16 protein-coding genes are annotated in these 18473 nt (G+C 74.4%); 6 read left to right on the top strand and 10 right to left on the bottom strand.

Annotated features, from left to right (window positions below; translation table 11 throughout):
* Nucleotides 1–35: 35 nt before the first annotated feature.
* From AB0G08_RS09160 to AB0G08_RS09150, 3 genes are all read left to right on the top strand, one after another.
* Complete coding sequence (locus tag AB0G08_RS09160) at nt 36–980, top strand: DNA primase (protein ID WP_358085335.1); 945 nt, start codon at nt 36–38, stop codon at nt 978–980.
* Nucleotides 981–1020: 40 nt separating this feature from the next.
* Entirely contained in the window at nt 1021–3537 is a 2517-nt protein-coding gene (locus AB0G08_RS09155) for a transposase (RefSeq protein WP_358085332.1), read from the top strand.
* Between the two features lie 129 nt (nt 3538–3666).
* A complete protein-coding gene (locus tag AB0G08_RS09150) occupies nt 3667–4890 on the top strand; it encodes an ABC transporter substrate-binding protein (RefSeq protein WP_358085329.1) in 1224 nt (407 codons plus the stop codon).
* Between the two features lie 265 nt (nt 4891–5155).
* Here AB0G08_RS09150 and AB0G08_RS09145 read toward each other — a convergent pair whose 3' ends face one another.
* From AB0G08_RS09145 to AB0G08_RS09130, 4 genes are all read right to left on the bottom strand, one after another.
* On the bottom strand, nt 5156–5749 hold the full coding sequence (locus tag AB0G08_RS09145) for an ATP/GTP-binding protein (RefSeq protein WP_089002065.1): 594 nt from the start codon (nt 5747–5749) through the stop codon (nt 5156–5158).
* Between the two features lies 1 nt (nt 5750).
* The gene (locus AB0G08_RS09140; protein ID WP_030329021.1) at nt 5751–6128 is read right to left on the bottom strand and encodes a DUF742 domain-containing protein; all 378 of its coding nucleotides are present in this window, start codon (nt 6126–6128) and stop codon (nt 5751–5753) included.
* A gap of 96 nt (nt 6129–6224) precedes the next feature.
* Nucleotides 6225–6629 (bottom strand): roadblock/LC7 domain-containing protein, encoded by a 405-nt coding sequence (locus tag AB0G08_RS09135; protein WP_067370442.1) that lies wholly within the window; start codon nt 6627–6629, stop codon nt 6225–6227.
* Complete coding sequence (locus tag AB0G08_RS09130) at nt 6626–10159, bottom strand: nitrate- and nitrite sensing domain-containing protein (RefSeq protein ID WP_358085326.1); 3534 nt, start codon at nt 10157–10159, stop codon at nt 6626–6628. Before AB0G08_RS09130 ends, AB0G08_RS09135 begins: the two co-directional genes overlap by 4 nt.
* 276 nt (nt 10160–10435) lie before the next feature.
* On the opposite strand from AB0G08_RS09130, the gene AB0G08_RS09125 reads away from it, so the two are divergent.
* Nucleotides 10436–10957, top strand: a complete 522-nt coding sequence (locus AB0G08_RS09125; RefSeq protein WP_357870031.1) for an ATP-binding protein — start codon at nt 10436–10438, stop codon at nt 10955–10957.
* Between the two features lie 18 nt (nt 10958–10975).
* Here AB0G08_RS09125 and AB0G08_RS09120 read toward each other — a convergent pair whose 3' ends face one another.
* Together AB0G08_RS09120 and AB0G08_RS09115 are read right to left on the bottom strand one after the other, a co-directional pair.
* Nucleotides 10976–12055 carry an adenosine deaminase gene (locus AB0G08_RS09120; protein ID WP_358085323.1) on the bottom strand — a complete coding sequence of 360 codons (1080 nt, stop codon included), beginning with the start codon at nt 12053–12055 and terminating at the stop codon, nt 10976–10978.
* 216 nt (nt 12056–12271) lie between these two features.
* Complete coding sequence (locus AB0G08_RS09115; protein ID WP_358085320.1) at nt 12272–12685, bottom strand: PPOX class F420-dependent oxidoreductase; 414 nt, start codon at nt 12683–12685, stop codon at nt 12272–12274.
* 149 nt (nt 12686–12834) lie between these two features.
* On the opposite strand from AB0G08_RS09115, the gene AB0G08_RS09110 reads away from it, so the two are divergent.
* Both AB0G08_RS09110 and AB0G08_RS09105 read left to right on the top strand, forming a co-directional pair.
* Nucleotides 12835–13299: a MarR family transcriptional regulator gene (locus AB0G08_RS09110; protein ID WP_358085317.1), complete on the top strand. Its 465-nt coding sequence runs from the start codon at nt 12835–12837 to the stop codon at nt 13297–13299.
* 77 nt (nt 13300–13376) lie between these two features.
* Nucleotides 13377–14255, top strand: a complete 879-nt coding sequence (locus AB0G08_RS09105) for a putative RNA methyltransferase (protein WP_358085314.1) — start codon at nt 13377–13379, stop codon at nt 14253–14255.
* Between the two features lie 9 nt (nt 14256–14264).
* On the opposite strand, the gene AB0G08_RS09100 is transcribed toward AB0G08_RS09105, so the two are convergent.
* The 4 genes from AB0G08_RS09100 to AB0G08_RS09085 form a co-directional block, all read right to left on the bottom strand.
* Nucleotides 14265–14945: a DUF4272 domain-containing protein gene (locus AB0G08_RS09100; RefSeq protein WP_358085312.1), complete on the bottom strand. Its 681-nt coding sequence runs from the start codon at nt 14943–14945 to the stop codon at nt 14265–14267.
* A gap of 111 nt (nt 14946–15056) precedes the next feature.
* Nucleotides 15057–16337 carry a thymidine phosphorylase gene (locus AB0G08_RS09095; protein ID WP_358085309.1) on the bottom strand — a complete coding sequence of 427 codons (1281 nt, stop codon included), beginning with the start codon at nt 16335–16337 and terminating at the stop codon, nt 15057–15059.
* A gap of 135 nt (nt 16338–16472) precedes the next feature.
* A complete protein-coding gene (locus AB0G08_RS09090; protein ID WP_358085305.1) occupies nt 16473–17177 on the bottom strand; it encodes a cytidine deaminase in 705 nt (234 codons plus the stop codon).
* Between the two features lie 14 nt (nt 17178–17191).
* Nucleotides 17192–18472 carry an ABC transporter permease gene (locus AB0G08_RS09085; protein WP_358085302.1) on the bottom strand — a complete coding sequence of 427 codons (1281 nt, stop codon included), beginning with the start codon at nt 18470–18472 and terminating at the stop codon, nt 17192–17194.
* Nucleotide 18473 lies beyond the last annotated feature (1 nt).

Below are 18473 nucleotides of genomic sequence, written 5' to 3'. Positions count from 1 at the left end.
GCCCAGAGTCACTCGTCGGCGGCGGACGCCGGCGGGTGGGCAACCCGAAGCACACGGAGGTCAGCGTGGCCCGCCAGTCGCCCCAACGGCCCGACGCCGACGAGCCCGAGCTCGACGACGCCGACGCCCCGGCCGAGTCCGGCACCGCAACCGTCTCTGCCGAGGCCGCCCGCGCCCTCTGGGACGAGCTGCGGATCGACCCGGTGGAGATCGCGCTGCCCGCCGGCACCGGCTACACGCTGCGGGCGTACCGGCCGGCGCGGGAGCTGACCCCGACCGACGTCGCCGAGCGCGACCAGGACGACCCGTTCCTGGCCCGCCGCCAGGTCGTGGAGGAGGACGAGGACGACGACGAGGCCGTCGTCATCCTCGACGAGGAGGTCGCCCAGGAGTTCGCCGAGAGCGACGAGGAGGAGGCCAAGGGCCGCCGCCGCGACGCGACCGACGACGAGGACGCCGAGTCGGACTCCGAGGACGAGGACGAGGCGGGCGACGAGGAGGTTCCGGTCTTCCTCAGCCACCGGGGAAAGCTGCTGCTCTTCAAGACGCCCGAGTCGCTGGTCAGTTTCATCCGTTCCGGGGCGCCGAACGACCTGTCTCAGCTGGACAGCTGGAACGAACTGTCCGAACGGGTGGAGCCGGCCGACATCGCGCCGCTCGACGAGGACATCTACGAGCTCGACCTGGTGGTGGAGAACCTCCGCGGCGGGCACGACACCTGGGACCCGACGCTGCTCATCGAGGCCGGCGAGGTGGCCCGCGACCTGGCGTACGCGCTGCGGCTGCCCGCGGTGCTGGACATGCTCTCCGCCGGCTCCAGCCTCGACGACCTGGACGAGGCGCTGCGTGCCACGGTCGACGGCGGGGTCGGCGGGTTCTTCGGTCGGCGCCGACTGAAGAAAATCGGGGCACAAACCGCAAGTCTGGGTTGGCGCACCATTGTCGGCAAGATCTCTGCGGTCGTGGACTGGCGCGACTGACCCTTAACGGGGAGCATCAGTCTCTGGCAGTGAAAGCCTTGTGTCCCGGGAGGAGGACGACGCCGTGGCGCTCGTGCGCGTGTACTGCGGTCTGGCCTCGGCGGATCCGGCCGACCGACCGGTCTCGGCCGGTTCGACGCTGACGTCCGCTGTGGTCGACGACGCAGGCCGTCTGCTGCATGTCTGCGAGATCGGCGACGACCCCGCTGGCTACGCCCAGCTGGTCGCGCTGCTCGTGGAGCGGTCGGGCGGGCCGAGCGGTGCGGCCATCGCCGCCGACAGCGACGACCACACGGTCACCTCGCTGCTCAGCGCCGCCGGTCGTCCACTGGCGATCGCCGACGACGACTCGGTCGACGACTTCGCCGAGCGGTTCGCCGACGACGACTCCCTGGAGGAGATGCAGTCGCCCCAGGCCGAGCGGCGCGCCGTCGGCCTGGCCCGCGCCCTGCAGGCCGGCGCCCTCTCCGCCGTCACCCTCCCGGCCCCTCGGGACCTCGCCGGCTACAAGCAGGTCCTCGCCGCGCACGCCGCCCTGGCCAGCGGCCGGCACTCCGCCGCCGTCGCGCTGCGGGAGGTGCTCCGCGAGCTCTACCCGGCCGCGTTGCGCGCATACCCGGACCCGGCCGAGCCGGTCTCGCTGGCCGTGTTGGACGCGCTGCCCGAGCCCGGCATGCTGAGCGGCACCGTGGGTCGCGAGGGCGACGCCCCGATCCCCGCCGAGGCGGTCGCGTCGCGGCTCGCCGCCGACGGGGTCGCCGACGCAGACCAGCTCACCTCGGCGGTGACCGCCCTGCGGGTGGCCATCAGCGAGACGCCCCGGCGCGCCACCGTCAACCGCGCCCTCACCTCCGCCGTGGCGGACACCGTGCGGCAGGCCGTCGCCTCCGTCCGGGCCTGCGACGCCGGCTGCCAGGCCCTGGTCGGCGCGCTCAACGACCGGGCCGGCACGTCCGCCGCACCGGCCCCGGGGCGCCGCGCCGCGACCCGACACGGCGAGCCCCTCGGCGACACCCCCGGCCTCGCCCCCACCGGCGGCCTGCCCGGTCTCGCCGGCACCGGCCCGCGTGCCCTCCGGCCCGCCGAGCTCGAGCCCGCCCCGACCGGTGGCCGACGGAGCCGACCCGAGCCCGTCTCCGGCCCGACGCCGCCCCCGGCCCCCCGGCCGCTCGGCCCGCCGCCGGTCGCACCCGCCCCCGTCACCCCGCCCCCGGTCGCGCCGACGCCGGTGACGCCGGCCGCGGTCGCCGGTCCGCCGGTCTCCGCGCCCCCCTCGCGACCCGGGTCGCTGCCGAGCCGGATCGACGGCCCGACCAACCGCCCGGTGTCCGCGCCGCCGCCCCCGCCGCCGGGCATCACCCCCATCGCGCCGGCACAGCGGGGCACGGTGCCGCCCGCCGAGGCGGGGGAGCCGTTCCGCCCCACCCTGACCACCGCGGCGATCCAGAGCGCCCGCGCCGAGCGGCAGCGCACCGTGATCCCGCCCCGCCCGAAGACCGGCGGCGAGCCGGCCACGCCCACGGGCGGCTTCAGCGCCACCGACCTCAGCGTTCCCGTGCCCACGCCCCGGCCGGGCCAGGAGTCCGCTCCCCCGGCCGGCCGGGCGGAGCCCGCTCCCCCCGGCTCCCGGGCCAACTGGCCGCTGGTCAACAACCCGGAGAATCCGGCCGACAGCTCCGCCAAGAACCCGGTCGCCGGCGCCTACGGCGACCGCGGCGGGCGCGGCGTCGACGCCCCGACCGATCCGGGGGCGGAGCGCCGGGTCACCCCGCCGTGGCTCGCCGACGACCTGCCCCAGGAGCCCCCGGTGCTGCGGCTGGTCGAGCCGCCGCCGCTGGCCGACCGCGCGCTGCGCGGCGGGACGGGCCCGGCTGCCGACGCGCAGCCCGAGACGCCCCCGCTGCGGCTGGTCGACCGCGAGGAGGCCGCGCGCAGTGGCCGGCCGACCCCCCGTGACGAGCGGCCGGTGGCACGTGACGAGCGGCCGGCCCTCCGCGACGAGCGGCCGGCAGCCCGTGAGGAGCGGCCGGTGGCCGACTACCGGCCGGCGCCCCGCGACGAGCGGCCGGTGGCCGAGTACCGACCGGCGCCCCCGATGGAGCGCCGCCCCCCGCCCGTGTCCGACGAGGGCGACGGCGACCTGCTGATCTTCGCCCAGGCCAAGTCCGCCTGGTTCGTGGGGCACGACGACGAGTCCAACCTGGACTGGTCCACCACGGCCGACACCGGCTGGCAGGCGGCCGAGCAGGCCGCCCGCCCGGCGGTCGGTGCCGAGACCCCGGCCGGGCTGCCCAAGCGGGTCCCGCAGGCCAACCTCGTCCCCGGCTCTCCGCTGCGGGAGGAGCGGCCACTGCGGATCGTCCGCGACGCGGCGAGCCTCGCCGAGAACACCACCGGCTACTTCCGCGGCTGGCGCCGCGGGCAGGAGATCGGCGGGTTCGCGGTCGGCGGCCGGCCCGGTCGGGAGGCCGCCGGCGGCTGGGACTTCACCCGCGACACAGGCGACCGCGACGACGACCGGGAATACGAGTACCGCTCCGCCGGCTACCGCTCCTGACCACCGGAAAACCGCCTCCCACCTGCGTGTTCCTGCCCACACCCGGATAATTTGACGCCGCCTCGCGGCGGCCGGGAGCATACCGGCGGAACAGCCGGCGGCAGGGGTCGCCGGGTGGGAAGGCGACTCATGGCGACATCGGCAACCGGCCCCTCCGCGTTCACCCGTCGCGGCTTGCTGGCCGCGACGGCGGGCACGCTCCTGCTCAGCGCCTGCGGGCGCGGCGAGGCGGGCGAGGGCGATCCCGTCAGGACGGTCGCGCCGGGCGGTCAGGAACTGCTGATCGGGGTCAGCCTGGAGCTGACCGGTCCCGGCGCCGCCCTCGGCGTCCTCCAGCAGCGGGCACTGGAGATCACCCTCGAATCGCTCAACGCCAACGGCGTGCCGATCGGCAACGCGCGCCGCGCCGTACGGCTGGAGGTGCGGGACAACGCCGGCGATCCGGCGCTGGCGGCCCGGCAGGCCACCGCGCTGGCCCGCGACACCGGCGTGCACGCCTTGGTCGGCGGCACCCTGGCCGAGACCTCGATGGCCCTGGTCGGGGTCGCGCAGAAGGAGCGGGTGCCGTTCCTCTCCCTCGCCTTCGGCGACGGGATCGTGCTGCCGCTGCCGCAGCGGACGTACGTCTACAAGATGACTCCGGACGCCGGCGACATGGCCCGACGACTCGCCCGGCTCATCGCCTCGCAGCGGCTCTCCCGGGTGGCGCTGCTGGCCTCGGACGGCCTGCACGGCGACTCCGGCGTACGCGCGATGACAGGGGCCCTGCGTACGGCGGGAGTGGCGCTGGCCTCCGCCACCCGGCTACCGCGCACCGGCGGGGACCTCCGCCGGACGGCCCGCGCGGCGGCGGGGTCCCGCCCCGACGGGGTGGTGGTGTGGGCGACCGCCCCGGACTCGGCCGCCGCCGTCGGGGCGCTGCGCCGGGCCGGCTACGACGGGCCGGTCTTCCTCGACGCGGGCGCGGTGGCCGAGCAGACCCTGGAGGGCGGGAACGCGGCCCTCATGGAGGGCGCGTACGCCGTCCACCCGACCTCGCTGGGCGGGGCGATGCTCGCCAACACCACCATGTCCGCGTTGGACCGCAAGGAGTTCGTCTACCGCTACGTCCAGCTGCACGGCGGGTTCAGCGGCTTCGCCCCGTACGCGTCCGACGCGGTGCAGCTGATCGCGGACGCGGCGCGGCTCTCCACCAGCGTCGACCGTGGACGGATCCGGGCGTTCCTCCAGAACCAGGTCACCGAGGGGATGGCGGGGATGTACTCCTTCACCCCCATCCGGCACGGCGGCATGGACCAGGGCTCGCTCGGCGTCTACACGGTCAGCGCGGGCGCCTGGACGCGCGTCTCCTGACCCGGCGCCGGCCCGCCGCCCGCTCCTGGTGACCCGGGCAGCCGTCCTCCCGGCCGTGCCGCAGGCGGAGTCTCTCCGGCCGTGACACAGGCAGCGCCCACGCCGTGACGCAGGCGGCGCCCCGCCGGCCGTGGTGGGGGGCGGGAGGCCGGGCACGGCGTGGGCGTTCACGCCGTGGCGTCGGCGCGGTCGTCGACGCCGTGACACAGGCAGCGACGAGCGCCCGGTGGCGGCCGAGGCCGTCACCGGGCGCGGATCGCGTCGATCAGGCCGGCGCGACGGCGCGCGAGCGCCGCATGGTCAGTACGTACTCGACCAGCGAGATCAGCACGTGCTTCGTCGACTCCCGGTTACGGGCGTCGCAGGCCACCACCGGCACGTCGCCGGAGATCGCGAGCGCGTCCCGGACGTCCTGCGGGTCGTGGTACTGCATCCCGTCGAAGCAGTTGATGGCCACCAGGTACGGCAGCCGCCGGTGCTCGAAGAAGTCGATCGCCGCGAAGCAGTCGGCCAGCCGGCGGGTGTCCACCAGCACGACCGCGCCGATCGCGCCGCGGACCAACTCGTCCCACATGAACCAGAACCGGGTCTGCCCCGGCGTACCGAACAGGTACAGGATCAGGTCACGGTCGATCGAGATGCGGCCGAAGTCCATCGCCACCGTGGTCGTCGTCTTGCCCGGCACCTGCCGGGTGTCGTCGACGCCCACGCCGGCGGAGGTCATGATGGCCTCGGTGGTCAGCGGCGTGATCTCCGAGACCGAGCCGACCAACGTCGTCTTGCCGACGCCGAATCCACCGGCGATAACGATCTTCGCCGACGTCACGCGCCCACTCGGGGTCGGCGGGCGGTGCGACATGTCAGAGCCTGCGAAGTCCACTCAGCACCCTCTCCAGCAGTTCAGTGCCCACCGCGTCGTCCGAGTCGTCCAAGATGGTCGGCTCGTGGACCGCGACCAGGCCGTCCGTCGCCATGTCGGCGATGAGCACCCGGGCCACACCGAGCGGGAGCTGCATCCGCGCCGCGATCTCGGCGAGCGACTGCACACGTCCATCACACAGCGCGGCGATGTACTGGTGCTCGCGACCCTGACCGCCGTTGCCATTGGCAGCGGCGCGGCCGCGCACCGTCGTCTCGACGAGCGCCTCCAGCGCGATGTCGAGGCGGGGGCGGGTACGACCACGGGTCACGGCGTATGGACGGACCAACGCTCCGGTCGGTTCGTCACGATCGGCCATGTCGCCGCTCACCTCCCTCGCACCCGGCACCGGCTCCGGATGGAGCCCGTCGTCGTTGTCGTTGTCGCCCCGCCGACCTCACGGGTCAACAGGTCGTCAGCCCAGCATCCCCGCAGCCGCACGTGGCTGCGGGGTCAACGCGTCGCCCACCCGGTCGACCAGCAGGGCCATCTCGTAGCCGACCTGTCCCACGTCGCAGCTGCGGGCGGCGAGCACCGCGAACGACGACCCGTCCGAGATGGACATGAGGAACAGGAAGCCATTGTCCATCTCCACCACTGTCTGCAGCACCGCGCCTCCCTCGAAGCAGCGGGCCGCACCCTGGGTGAGGCTGACCAGGCCGGACGCGATCGCGGCCAGCTGATCGGCCCGGTCACGCGGGAGGTCCCGTGACGACGCGAGGAGCAGTCCGTCCGCGGAGACGGCGACCGCGTGCGCGACACCGGGTACCCGGTCGGCGAAGTTGGCCAGCAGCCAACCGAGATCCTGCGTAGTTGTCATCGTTCTTGCTCCTTCTGCCCGCTCCCGGCCACCGGGCCTGAGCCAGACTGCGAGGATTGCTGCCCTCCCGGAGTCGCCTCCGGGCTGGTCGGGTTGCTGTCCGACGGGTTCGTACGCCCCCGCTGCACGCCCCGATGGTAGGCCGAAAGCAGGCCCCGGACACCCTCCGGCGTACGCCGCTGCACGGAGGTGGTGGGCTTCTCCACCGCGCCGGGCACCAGCTGCGCCATCGGGGTGCGCTTGGGCAGCCCCGTCGAGGTGGTCGCCGCGACCGGCACCTCGGTCGCCGCCGAGGCGGCGCGCCACCCGTCGTCGGCCGCGGTCTGCCAACCCGCGGTCTGCTGCTGCGAGGGCCGGCGGTGACCGAAGCTGTCGGCGACGCCGGGGCGGACACCCCCGTTGACCGTCGGTCCGTTCTCGCGCGGCGCGCCTCCGGCCGCCGGAGTGTCTGCCATCGGCGAGTTACCTGTCGTCCCGGGTGGTGTCGGCTGCACGTCCCGACCGTCGGTGTCGACCCGGGCGAACTGCTGGGTCGGTCCACCGTCGGTCGGCGTCTGAACGGCGGCCACCGTCGCCTCCTCCGGCCCCGGGCGGCGGGTCCGGAACCAGGCCGACTCGAGCTCCCGGAAGATCGGCAGCTCCATCGTCTCGTCCGCGTACCGCTGCGGGGTCTGGGCCGGCGGCGTGGTCGGCCGCGCCTGCGGGGCGGCCGGGGCCGGCGCCTGCGGAGCGGGGGCGTGGGTCGGCGCGCCGGAGCGCGACACCCGCGGCAGTTCGGTGGTCATGTCCAGCGCGGCGGCCAGACGCTCGGGCACCGGCGGGGTCGCCGGCTCGCGGTCCGCACCGGCGACCGGCGGCCAGGCGGGCGGCGCCGGCGTGCTCGGCCCGGGCGTGCCGGGGGCCTGACGATGGGGCAGCGGACCGCTCGGCGGCGCCGAGACGGGCGAGCCGGAGTACGGCGAGGCCGAGACGGGCGAGCCGGAGTACGGGTGACCGGAGACGGGCGACGCCGAGACCGGCATGCCGGAGACCGGCGGGCTGGACACCGGCGGCGCGGAGTAGGGCACCGGCGGCGTCGACACCGGCGGGCCCGCGTAGGGCACGGGCGGCGCGGAGACCGGCGGGACGGAGTACGGCCGGGCCTCGGGGCTGCTGGGCAGCTGCCGCGGGACGGCCTGCTGCTGGCCCGTGGCGTCCTGGTCGTCGGACCGCCGCTGCGGCAGCGGGTCGATCGGCTGGCCGTTCGAGGTGCGCGGCCGGAAGGCCTCGCCGCCGTTGAAGCCGCTGGCGCCGGTCAGGTCGGACCAGGCCGGCATGGACCGCGTCGCGCCGGCCGAGGCCGGCGTGCCGGCCCCGTTGCGCGGCGCCGGGTCGAACGGCCGGCCGCCCAGGGTGACCTGGTTGCCGGACTCGCCGGAGCGCTGCGTGGGCATCGGATTGGTCGGGCCGTTGCCGAGCGCCGGCAGCGCGCCGAAGGCCGGGGCCGGACCGAGCGGCTGCGGGCCGGGCGGCGGCAGCCCGGGCGCCTGCGGGCGGCCGGAGAGCGCCCGGGGCACGAGCACCGAGGTCGGCATGACCACCTCGGCGACGGTCCCCCGGTCGGTGCCCGGACGCAGCTCGACCTTGACGCCGTGCCGCGACGCCAGGCGGGCGACCACGACCAGGCCCATCATCCGCGAGACGGCCACGTCCACCTGCGGCGGCTTGGCGAGCCGCTCGTTGAGGTCGTGGAGCTGGTCGGGGCTGATCCCGATGCCCCGGTCCTCCACGTAGAGCGACGCGCGGTCGCCGACGCGCCGGGCCTCCACCATGACGTGCGAGTCCGGCGGCGAGAAGGCGGTGGCGTTGTCGAACAGCTCGGCGACGAGGTGGACGAGGTCGTTGACGGCGTGCGCCGCGACCTCGATGTCCCGGTCGATCACCCCGAACTCGATCCGGGTGTAGTGCTCGACCTCGGACTGGGCCGCCCGGAGCACGTCGATCAGCGCGGCCGGCTCCCGCTGCACGCGGGTGGAGTCGGCGCCGGCGAGCACCAGCAGGTTCTCGTCGTTGCGGCGCATCCGGGTGGCCAGGTGGTCGAGCTGGAACAGCTCGGCCAGCCGGTCCGGGTCCTCCTCGCCGCGCTCCAGCCGGTCGAGGTGACCGATCAGGCGGTCGACGAGGATCTGCGACCGGCGGGCCAGGTTGACGAACATCGTGGCGACGGACGCGCGCAGCGCGGCCTGCTCGGCGGCGGTGCGGACGGCCTCCAGGTGGACCGCGTTGAACGCCTCGGTCACCTGGCCGAACTCGTCCTTGCTGCGCACCGGCAGCGGCTCGGCGATCTGGTTGGCGAGCTGCACCGGGGAGAGCTGACCGGTCACCTTGGGGTCGCGCAGCCGGGCGACGGCCTGGGGCAGGCCGAACTGGGCGATGGAGAGGGCGCCCTGACGCAGCTCGCGCAGGGAGCGGGCCATCGAGCGGGCGACCAGGTAGGCGAAGAGGATCGCCAGGAGCAGCATGCTGAGCAGCAGGCCGGTCTCCAGGAACACCTGGCGCTGCACGCCGGAGCGCAGGTCCTCGGCGCCCGCGACGACCTCGCGGTCGATCTTCGTCTCGACCGTGCGGATCAGCTTGGCGTTGGCCACCATCGCCGCGTCCCACTCGTCCGCGTCGAACGGGGCGCCGGCGAGGCTGTCGGCGTTGGTGATGCCGTTGAGCCAGCTGTTGTAGGTGTTCGCCTCGCGCAGGTCGGGGCCGGCCACCACCTGGGCGTAGTACTCCTGCTCCGGCTGGCTGGCCACCACCTGGAAGCTCTGCAGCCACTGGCTGGAGCCGGTGCTGGTGGCGATGTACTCGTTGCGCAGGTTCGGGGTGAGCCGCTGCTGGATGAACGCCCGGTGCACCACGTCGCGGCGACGGGACAGGAACTCCTTGTTGCGGGCGGTGGCCGTCGACGCGCGCATCTTGTCGCTGAGCTCGTTGTCGCCGGCGAGCTGGGTGGCCGAGTCGCGGATGCTGATCAGGTCGTCGATCAGGCCGTCGTACGCCTGCATGGCCGGGACGAGCCCGAGCTTGCCGTTGAAGACCTGGCTGCGGGTGCCGGGCAGGTCGATCAGCGTCTGGTCGATCTCGCCCAGCAGGGTGTCGAGGTTCGCCGGGAGGTCCTCGACCTCGGCCCGCTGCTGGGAGTACGGCCCCTTGGCCTTGTCCACCTCGACGTTGGCCTGCTCGTACGCCTGCTTGTAGCGGGCGTTGTCCTGACCGCGCGGCACGCCCAGCAGGCGCAGCGCGTTGGTCCGCTCGTTCTGGAGGGTGTCGACCAGGTCGCCCGAGTAGCCGACGAGGTTGGCCAGGTCGCCGGCCCGGTTGGCGTTGTTGAGGGTCTCCAGGTGGTCGACCAGACCGCTGGTGCCCACGACCACCGTGGCGATGGTCGGCACGATCATGATGAGACCGAGCTTGGACCAGATCGGCATGTCGCGGAGCCGACCGCTCGGCCGGCGCAGACGCGACAGGAAGGAACCCGCCGCCTTTGGCCGTTTGCTCACGTCACCGCCCTCGCGATTCCTGGACTGCGTTGCCCCTGGACAACGCCCAGCGGCCGACCCCGCGGGCCGGACCATCCGAGATTCCATCACGCTACCCCTGAAAGAGAAAGCCCAGGTTGGCCGCAGCCGGGGGTGTGATGAGATGTTGATGCAATTTGATAGCAATCCGTCTGGCCGGAGTCACTGAAGGTAATGAAGCACCCCCATCGCGTTGTCCTGCTCGCCGGCCCTTCCGGTTCGGGAAAGTCGTACATAGCGCAGCGAACCGGCCTTCCGGTGCTCTGCCTGGACGACTTCTACAAGGACGGTGACGACCCCACGTTGCCGCGCCGAAACGGTGCCGTGGACTGGGAGTCGCCCCGCTCCTGGGACGCCGCGGCGGCCGTGGAGACGATTGCCCGCCTGGCCAGGGAGGGCAGGGCCGAAGTGCCGGTCTATGCGATCGATGCGGACCGTCGGGTGTCCACCCGGCCATTCGAGGTCGCCGGTTCGCCACTTTTCGTTGCCGAAGGGATCTTCGCGGCCGAGATCGTCGAGGAGTGCCGCCGACGGGGGGTCCTCGCCGGGGCGTACGCCCTGCGGCGGCCCCGGGGGGCGACCTTCGTCCGCCGGCTGGCCCGCGACCTCGCCGAGCAGCGCAAGGCGCCCCGGGTGCTGGTGCGCCGCGGCTTGGCGCTGCTGCGCGCCGAGCCGGCGGTGCTGCGGCGGCAGACCGGCCTGGGCGCCGAGGCGGCCCGGGCGGGCGAGGTGCTGCGCGCGGTGGCCGGCCTGCTCGCCGGCCACCCGCACCGCTCCTGACTGCCACCGCCGTCCCGGTCAGCCCAGCAGCTTGCCGTACGCGGGCTTGATCACCTCATCGATGATCTTCAGCCGCTCGTCGAACGGGATGAAGGCGCTCTTCATGGCGTTGATGGTGAACCACTGGAGTTCCTTCCAGCCGTAGCCGAAGGCGTCCACCAGCAGGGCCATCTCCCGGGACATCGAGGTGCCGCTCATCAGCCGGTTGTCGGTGTTCACCGTCACCCGGAACCGCAGGTCCCGCAGCAGCCCGATCGGGTGCTCGGCGATCGAGGGGGCGGCGCCGGTCTGCACGTTCGAGGACGGGCAGAGCTCCAGCGGGATCCGCTTGTCCCGCACGTACGCGGCCAGCCGGCCGAGCACCGGCTCCGGGCCGGCCGTGATGTCGTCCACGATCCGCACCCCGTGGCCGAGCCGGTCCGCCCCGCACCACTGGATGGCCTGCCAGATCGAGGGCAGGCCGAACGCCTCGCCGGCGTGGATGGTGAAGTGGAAGTTCTCCCGCTGGAGGTACTCGAAGGCGTCCAGGTGCCGGGTGGGCGGGAAGCCCGCCTCGGCGCCGGCGATGTCGAAGCCGACCACCCCGGAGTCCCGGTGCCGGACGGCCAGCTCCGCGATCTCCTGCGACCGGGCGGCGTGCCGCATCGCGGTGAGCAGGGTGCCGACCCGGATCTGCCGGCCGGCCTCGGCGGCCAGCGCGCTGCCCTCGACGAAGCCGGCCAGCACCGCCTCGACCACCTCGTCCAGGCTCAGGTCCCGCTCCAGGTGCTGCTCGGGGGCGAACCGCACCTCGGCGTAGACCACCCCGTCGGCGGCCAGGTCCTGGGCGCACTCCCGGGCCACCCGCCGCAGGGACGAGGCGGTCTGCATGACGGCGACGGTGTGCGCGAACGTCTCCAGGTAGCGCTCCAGGGAGCCGGAGTCGGCCGCCTCGACGAACCAACGGCCGAGCGCCTCGGGATCGGTGGTGGGCAGCTCGTGTCCCACCTCGGCGGCCAGTTCGACGATCGTCGCCGGCCGCAGGCCGCCGTCGAGGTGATCGTGCAGCAGTGCCTTCGGGACCTTGACGATGTCCTCGTAACGGATTGTCGCGACCATGCCCAGACCCTAGTCGGCCGCACCGGGCCGGCCGACGGGACCGGCGCGGATCCACAGTCGGCGCGCCGCCGGCACCGGCACCGCCCGGCGCCGTCGTACGGTCCGCCGCACCGCGCAGCCGGCCGCAACGGCCGAATGAGCAGCCCGGTGCCGTCGTGCGGCCCGCCGCACCGGCGCAGCCCGGCCGCAGCGGCCGGAAGAGCAGCCCGGCGCCGGTCAGGGCCGCCAGCCGTACAGCCGCTCGACGGCGAGCCGGAGCACCAGCCGGCCGTCGGCGACCATGGCCGCCCGGTAGTCCGCCCAGTCGGGGTGCTCGCCGCGGATCCGCCGGTAGACCTCGACCAGTTCCTCCACGGTGGCGTCGTCGGGCGCCGCCGCCGGCGGGGTGAGCGTGACCACGCCCTCCGCGACCGCGTAGGCCCCGCCGTCGGCCGTGGTGACGTGGAGGCTGGCCCGCGGGTCGCGGCGCAGGTTGCGCACCTTGGCCCGGTCGGCGGTGGTGGAGCAGCGGATCAGGCCGGGCTCGGCGAGGAAGTCGAGGTTGGACAGCTGGGGCCGGCCGTCGCGCCGCAGGGTGACCAACACACCCCGGCTGCGCTCCTCGAACAGCTCCCACAGCCGGGCGGTCACGCCGGCACCCGCAGCGGGGCGAGGGCGGCGGCCAGCCAGGCGACCTCGTCGAGCAGCACCGCGGCGGCGTCGCGCGCCGATCTAGTTGACATGTCACACACCGTAGGAGCGAGTTGATGACATGTCAACCAGATCGCTAGAGTGGCGGCATGGCAGAGACACGCTGGCTCGACGAGCGGGAGCAGAGCGCCTGGCGGGGCTACCGACGGATGCGCCGCCTGCTCGACCTGGAGTTGGCCCGCGAGCTGATGCGCGACGCCGGTCTCTCCGAGCCCGACTACGACGTCCTCTCCGACCTCTCCGAGACGCCCGACCAGCGGCTGCGGCTCAGCGAGCTGGCCGACCGGATGCTCTGGTCGCGCAGCCGGCTCTCCCACCACCTGACCCGCATGCAGCAGCGTGGCCTGGTCACCCGCGAGGAGTGCGCGACGGACGGGCGGGGCGCGGTCGTCGTCCTCACCGCCGAGGGCCGGCGCGCCATCGAGGCCGCCGCCCCCGGCCACGTGGCGGCCGTCCGCCGGCACCTCATCGACCTGCTGACCCCCGACGAGGTCGCCGCGCTGGACGCGCTCACCCACCGGGTGGTCGACCACCTCGCCCGACCCGGAGAATGAGCCGGTGGACCCCGAGCGCGACTGCGACGACGACGACCGCCGGGCACCCGCGTCGCCGACCCACCTGGACGCCTGACGTGGACCCCCGCGTCCTCGACCGACTCCGCTGCCCGGTCTGCGCCCAGCCGCTGGCCGAGGTCGCCACCGGCGCCGCCCGCGCGCTGCGCTGCCCGCGCCGGCACAGCTTCGACGTGGCCCGCCAGGGCTACGTCAACCTGCTCGCCGGCCGCGCCCCGCACGTCGGGGACACCGCCGAGATGGTGGCCGCCCGCGCCGACTTCCTCTCCGCCGGCCACTACGACCTCATCTCGACCGCCCTCGCCGCCGCCGCGACACAGGCCGTGGAGCACCTGGTCGGGGCGCGCCCCGACGGGGCGTACCCCCTGGTGGTGGATGCCGGGGCGGGGACGGGCCGGCACCTCGCGGCGGTGCTGGCGGCGCTGCCGGACGCCGCGGGTCTCGCCCTGGACGTGTCGAAGCCGGCGCTGCGCCGGGCCGCCCGGGCACACCCGCGCGCGGCGGCGGCGCTCGCCGACACCTGGCAGCGGCTGCCCCTGGCCGACGCCGGCACGGCCGTGCTGCTGAACGTCTTCGCGCCGCGCAACGGCGCGGAGTTCCACCGGGTCCTCGACCCGGCCGGGTCCCTGCTGGTGGTGACGCCGGCCGACGACCACCTCACCGAGCTGGTCGGCGCCCTCGGCCTGCTGCGGGTGGACCCGGCCAAGGCGGACCGGGTCGCCGAGAGCCTGGGCGGGCACTTCGCCCCCGCGGCGTCCACCGTGCACCGGCGGGAGCTGGCGCTGACCGGCCCGGAGGTCGCGACGCTGGTCGGGATGGGCCCCAGCGCCTGGCACACCGACCCGGCCGGGCTCGCCGCCCGGGTGGCCGCCCTCGCCGAGCCGGTCCGGGTCACCGTCGCGGTGCGGCTGACCGTCTGGCGCCCGGCAGCACGCTGACCGCCCCGGTCAGGTGGAGAGGTCCACCTCTTCCCAGCCGGGGGGCTCGTCGTGGTACGGCCCCCGCAGCATCACCGCCCACTCCAGGGCCCAGCGGCGCTGGCCGATCGCGTTCGCGTCCACCAGCCCGGGCGGCGTCCGGCCGGCCCGCTCCGTCTCCAGGTACGCCCAGTCCAGGCAGTAGTGCAGGTCCAGCAGGGCCGCCGCGTCGGCGGGGTGCTGCGGCGCGGTGAGGATCCGGGCCCGCCACTGGCCGAAGGTCTCCCCGTCGGGGATGTGCGGCATCCGCTCCACCAGCCGTTCGTCGACCGGCAGGGTCGGGTCGAGCTGCTTGGTCAGCCCGAGTACCCAGGCCAGCGCGAAGAGCGCGTCGTGGTGCAGCACGAACGACCGGTGGTCGCCCTTGCCGCCGGTCACGAACTGGAACTCCGGCGGCGTGACCATGTCGACCAGGTGCGAGGCGAGCAGCCAGCTCATCGCCGCCTGCGGTGGCATCCCGAAGCAGCGGGCCTGGATCAGGTGCAGCACCGCGATGCGGGCCTCGATCTCCACCGTGGGGCGGAGCTCGATCTGGTCGCCCGGCTCCCACACGAGCGGGAACTGGGCGGGTGGCAGCGGGAGACGCAGCCGGGACAACTCGTCCAGGCTCGCCTCACGCACCTCCCGAGGATCGGGGGCAGGTACGGTCACGGCGGAAAATCCTGTCTGCTCGCGACGACTCGGCGCCGGTTGTCCCCCCTTGGCCAGGGAGGATAGCGGTCCGAGCGGGACGGCACCATGCCGCCCCGGCGGCCGCCGCGCTCAGCCGATCCGCTCGATGACCAGCGGCGTCGTGGCGGGTGCGACCGGCGAGATCCGCACCGCCCGCGCGGCGTCGTCGCGCGCCGCCGGGATCCGGGCGGCGTCCTCCGCGCGCAGCTCGTAGAGCGGGTCGCCCGCCCGCACCGCCTCGCCCGGGCGCCGGTGCAGCACGATCCCCGCCGGCACGCTGACCGGGTCCTCCTTGCGGGCCCGCCCGGCGCCGAGCCGCCAGGCGGCCACCCCCATGGCGTACGCGTCGATCGCCGCGACGTGGCCGTCCGCCTCCGCGCGGACCACCTCGACCTCGTTCGCGGTCGGCATCGGGGCGTCCGGGTCCCCGCCCTGGGCGCGGATCATCGCCCGCCACGAGTCCATCGCCCGGCCGTCGCGCAGGGCGGCCTCCGGGTCGGCGTCCGGCAGCCCGGCCGCGTCGAGCATCTCGCGGGCCAGCGCCAGGGTCAGCTCGACCACGTCGGCGGGGCCGCCCCCGGCGAGCACCTCGACCGACTCGGTCACCTCGACGGCGTTGCCGATGGCCAGGCCGAGCGGGGTGGACATGTCGGTGAGCAGGGCGACCGTCCGTACGCCGTGCGCGCCGCCCAGCTCGACCATCGTCCGGGCCAGCTCGCGGGCCTGCTCGACGGACTTCATGAACGCGCCGGAGCCGACCTTCACGTCGAGCACCAGCGCGCCGGTGCCCTCCGCGATCTTCTTGCTCATGATCGAGCTGGCGATCAGCGGGATGGCCTCGACAGTCCCGGTCACGTCGCGCAGCGCGTACAGCTTGCGGTCCGCGGGGGCGAGCCCCGCGCCGGCCGCGCAGATCACCGCGCCGACGTCCCGGAGCTGGGCGGTGAACTCGTCGTTGCTCAGCGCCGCCCGCCAGCCCGGGATCGACTCCAGCTTGTCCAGCGTGCCGCCGGTGTGGCCGAGGCCCCGGCCGCTGAGCTGCGGCACGGCGGCGCCGCAGGCGGCGACCAGCGGGGTGAGCGGCAGGGTGATCTTGTCGCCGACGCCGCCGGTGGAGTGCTTGTCGACGGTCGGCCGGTCCACCGCGGAGAGGTCGAGCCGCTCCCCGCTGGCGATCATCGCGGCGGTCCACCGGGCGATCTCCGGCCCGGTCATGCCGCGCAGCAGGATCGCCATGGCCAGCGCCGACATCTGCTCGTCGGCGATCATCCCCCGGGTGTACGCGTCCACCACCCAGTCGATCTGCGCGTCGGAGAGCACACCCCCGTCCCGCTTCACCCGAATGACATCAACCGCCGCAAAACCACTCATCACAAAAGATCTTCCTAGTCGTATGCAGATACCGGCACGCGGACCCCGACCACGAGGGATCGGGCCGACCGTGCCCGGCGGAGGGATCAAGCCTGACCGCCCGGAGCCGGGCACGGTCGGCCCGATCCCCGAAGCTCAACCACCCCAGCGAACCGGGATCTCCATCGGCGGCTCCCCCTCGCCGGCCCAGAAGATGCCGCCGGACGCGTCCACGACCACCACCCGGGGCGTACGGGCGAGGCCCCAGCCGATCGCCTCCGCCGCGTCGTCCCAGCTCGGGCCCTCCTCCAGCACGCCGGTCTCGGCGCCCTCGCTGTCGCCCGCGGACCGCTCCCAGTAGGCCGTCCAGACCTGCTGTCCGGCGGAGAGGTCGGGGTGCACGAAGACCGTGCCGCGCCCGCGCCAGGCGGCCAGCCGCTCCGGCACCACGGGCACCGGGGCCTCCCCGGTCACGGCCTCCAGGTCGGTCACGTCGAAGGCGTGCGGCAGCAGCTCGGCCATCCGCAGCGGCCCGCCCTTCGCCTCGATCAGGCACTCCGGCCCGCCCTGCTCCCAGAGCAGCTGGCGGCACCGGCCGCACGGCATCAGCGGCTCGCCGGTGGCGTCGACGCAGGACAGGGCCACGATCCGGCCGCCGCCGGTGGCGTGCAGCGAGGAGACCACCCCGCACTCGGCGCAGAGCACCACGCCGTACGCGGCGTTCTCCACGTTGCAGCCGACCACCACCCGGCCGTCGTCGACCAGGGCGGCGGCCCCGACCGGGAACTTCGAGTACGGCACGTACGCGTGCCGCATCACCTCGGTGGCGGCGGCCCGCAGCCGCTCCCAGTCGATCTCCATGTGGTACTCCCCCGTCAGCCCTTGATGTACGGCTTGCCGTCGGCGGCCGGCGCCCGGACCCGGCCGACCAGCCCGGCCACCGCCAGGATCGTCGCCAGGTAGGGCAGCATGGCCAGGAACTGGCTCGGGATCACGCTGTTGATGGCGCCCAGGTAGGTGGCGAGCTGGTCGGCGAAGCCGAAGAAGAGCGCCGCGAGCAGCGCCCCCGTCGGGCTCCACCGGCCGAAGATCAGCGCGGCCAGGGCGATGAAGCCCTTGCCGCCGATCATGTTCTTGGTGAACGAGTAGAGCGCCAGGGTGTAGGAGGCGCCGCCGATGCCGGCGACCACCCCGGCGAGCAGCACGTTGCGGTAGCGCAGCCCGAGCACCTTGACGCCCAGCGTGTCGGCGGCGGTGGGGTGCTCGCCGACCGAGCGGGTGCGCAGGCCCCACCGGGTGCGGAAGAGCGCGATGTGGATGACCAGCACCAGCAGCAGGCCGAGGTAGAGGAAGATGTTGCCCCGGAACAGCGCCGGGCCGAGCAGTGGGATGTCCGACAGCAGCGGGATCTCCCAGTTGCTGAACCGGGGGGCGCTGTTGTACCTCTGCGCGTCGGTCTGCATCAGCCGCTCGTAGAGGAAGCCGGTGACGCCGACGGCCAGCAGGTTGAGCACGATGCCCATGACCACCTGGTCGACCAGGTAGCGGATCGAGAAGACGGCCAGCAGCAGCGAGATGAACGCGCCGCCGACGGCCGCCGCGACCAGGCCCACCCAGACGTTGCCGGAGAGGCTGCCGAAGAGCGCGCCGCTGAAGGCGCCCATCAGCAGCTGCCCCTCGATGGCCACGTTGACCACGCCGGAGCGCTCGCAGAGCACGCCGGCCAGCGCGCCGAAGACCAGCGGCAGGGCCAGGACGAACGTGCCCCGGAGGATGTTGACCAGCGGCATGAAGTTCTGCCCGGCCGGCGCGTCGGAGACCTGCCAGCAGAGGAACGACAGCACGAAGCCGACCAGCCCGACGCCGAGCACGAGGGTGAACCAGCGCTTCGGCAGCCCGGCGAGCATCGCGACGCCGGCGGCGACCGCGACGAGGCCGAAGAGGATCGCGCCGAGCGTGCCATGGATCTTCAACGCGGCGCCGGCGGCGTCCTCGCTGAGGGTGAAGCGGGCCTGCTCGCCGGTGGCGAGTGCCCCGAACACCACCGTCGCCAGCAGGCCGAGGGCGAGCAGCACGGCGCCGACCTTGCGGGTACGGGTCCAGAAGCCCTGGTCGACGGGGGCGACCGCGACGTCTTCGACAGCCATGGTGGACATG

Origin of the sequence: Micromonospora sp. NPDC023644 (genome assembly GCF_040640115.1) — a bacterium.
Classification (GTDB): domain Bacteria; phylum Actinomycetota; class Actinomycetes; order Mycobacteriales; family Micromonosporaceae; genus Micromonospora.
The sequence above is the reverse complement of the archived record's forward strand: the minus strand, read 5'-3'. Positions and strand labels throughout refer to the sequence as shown.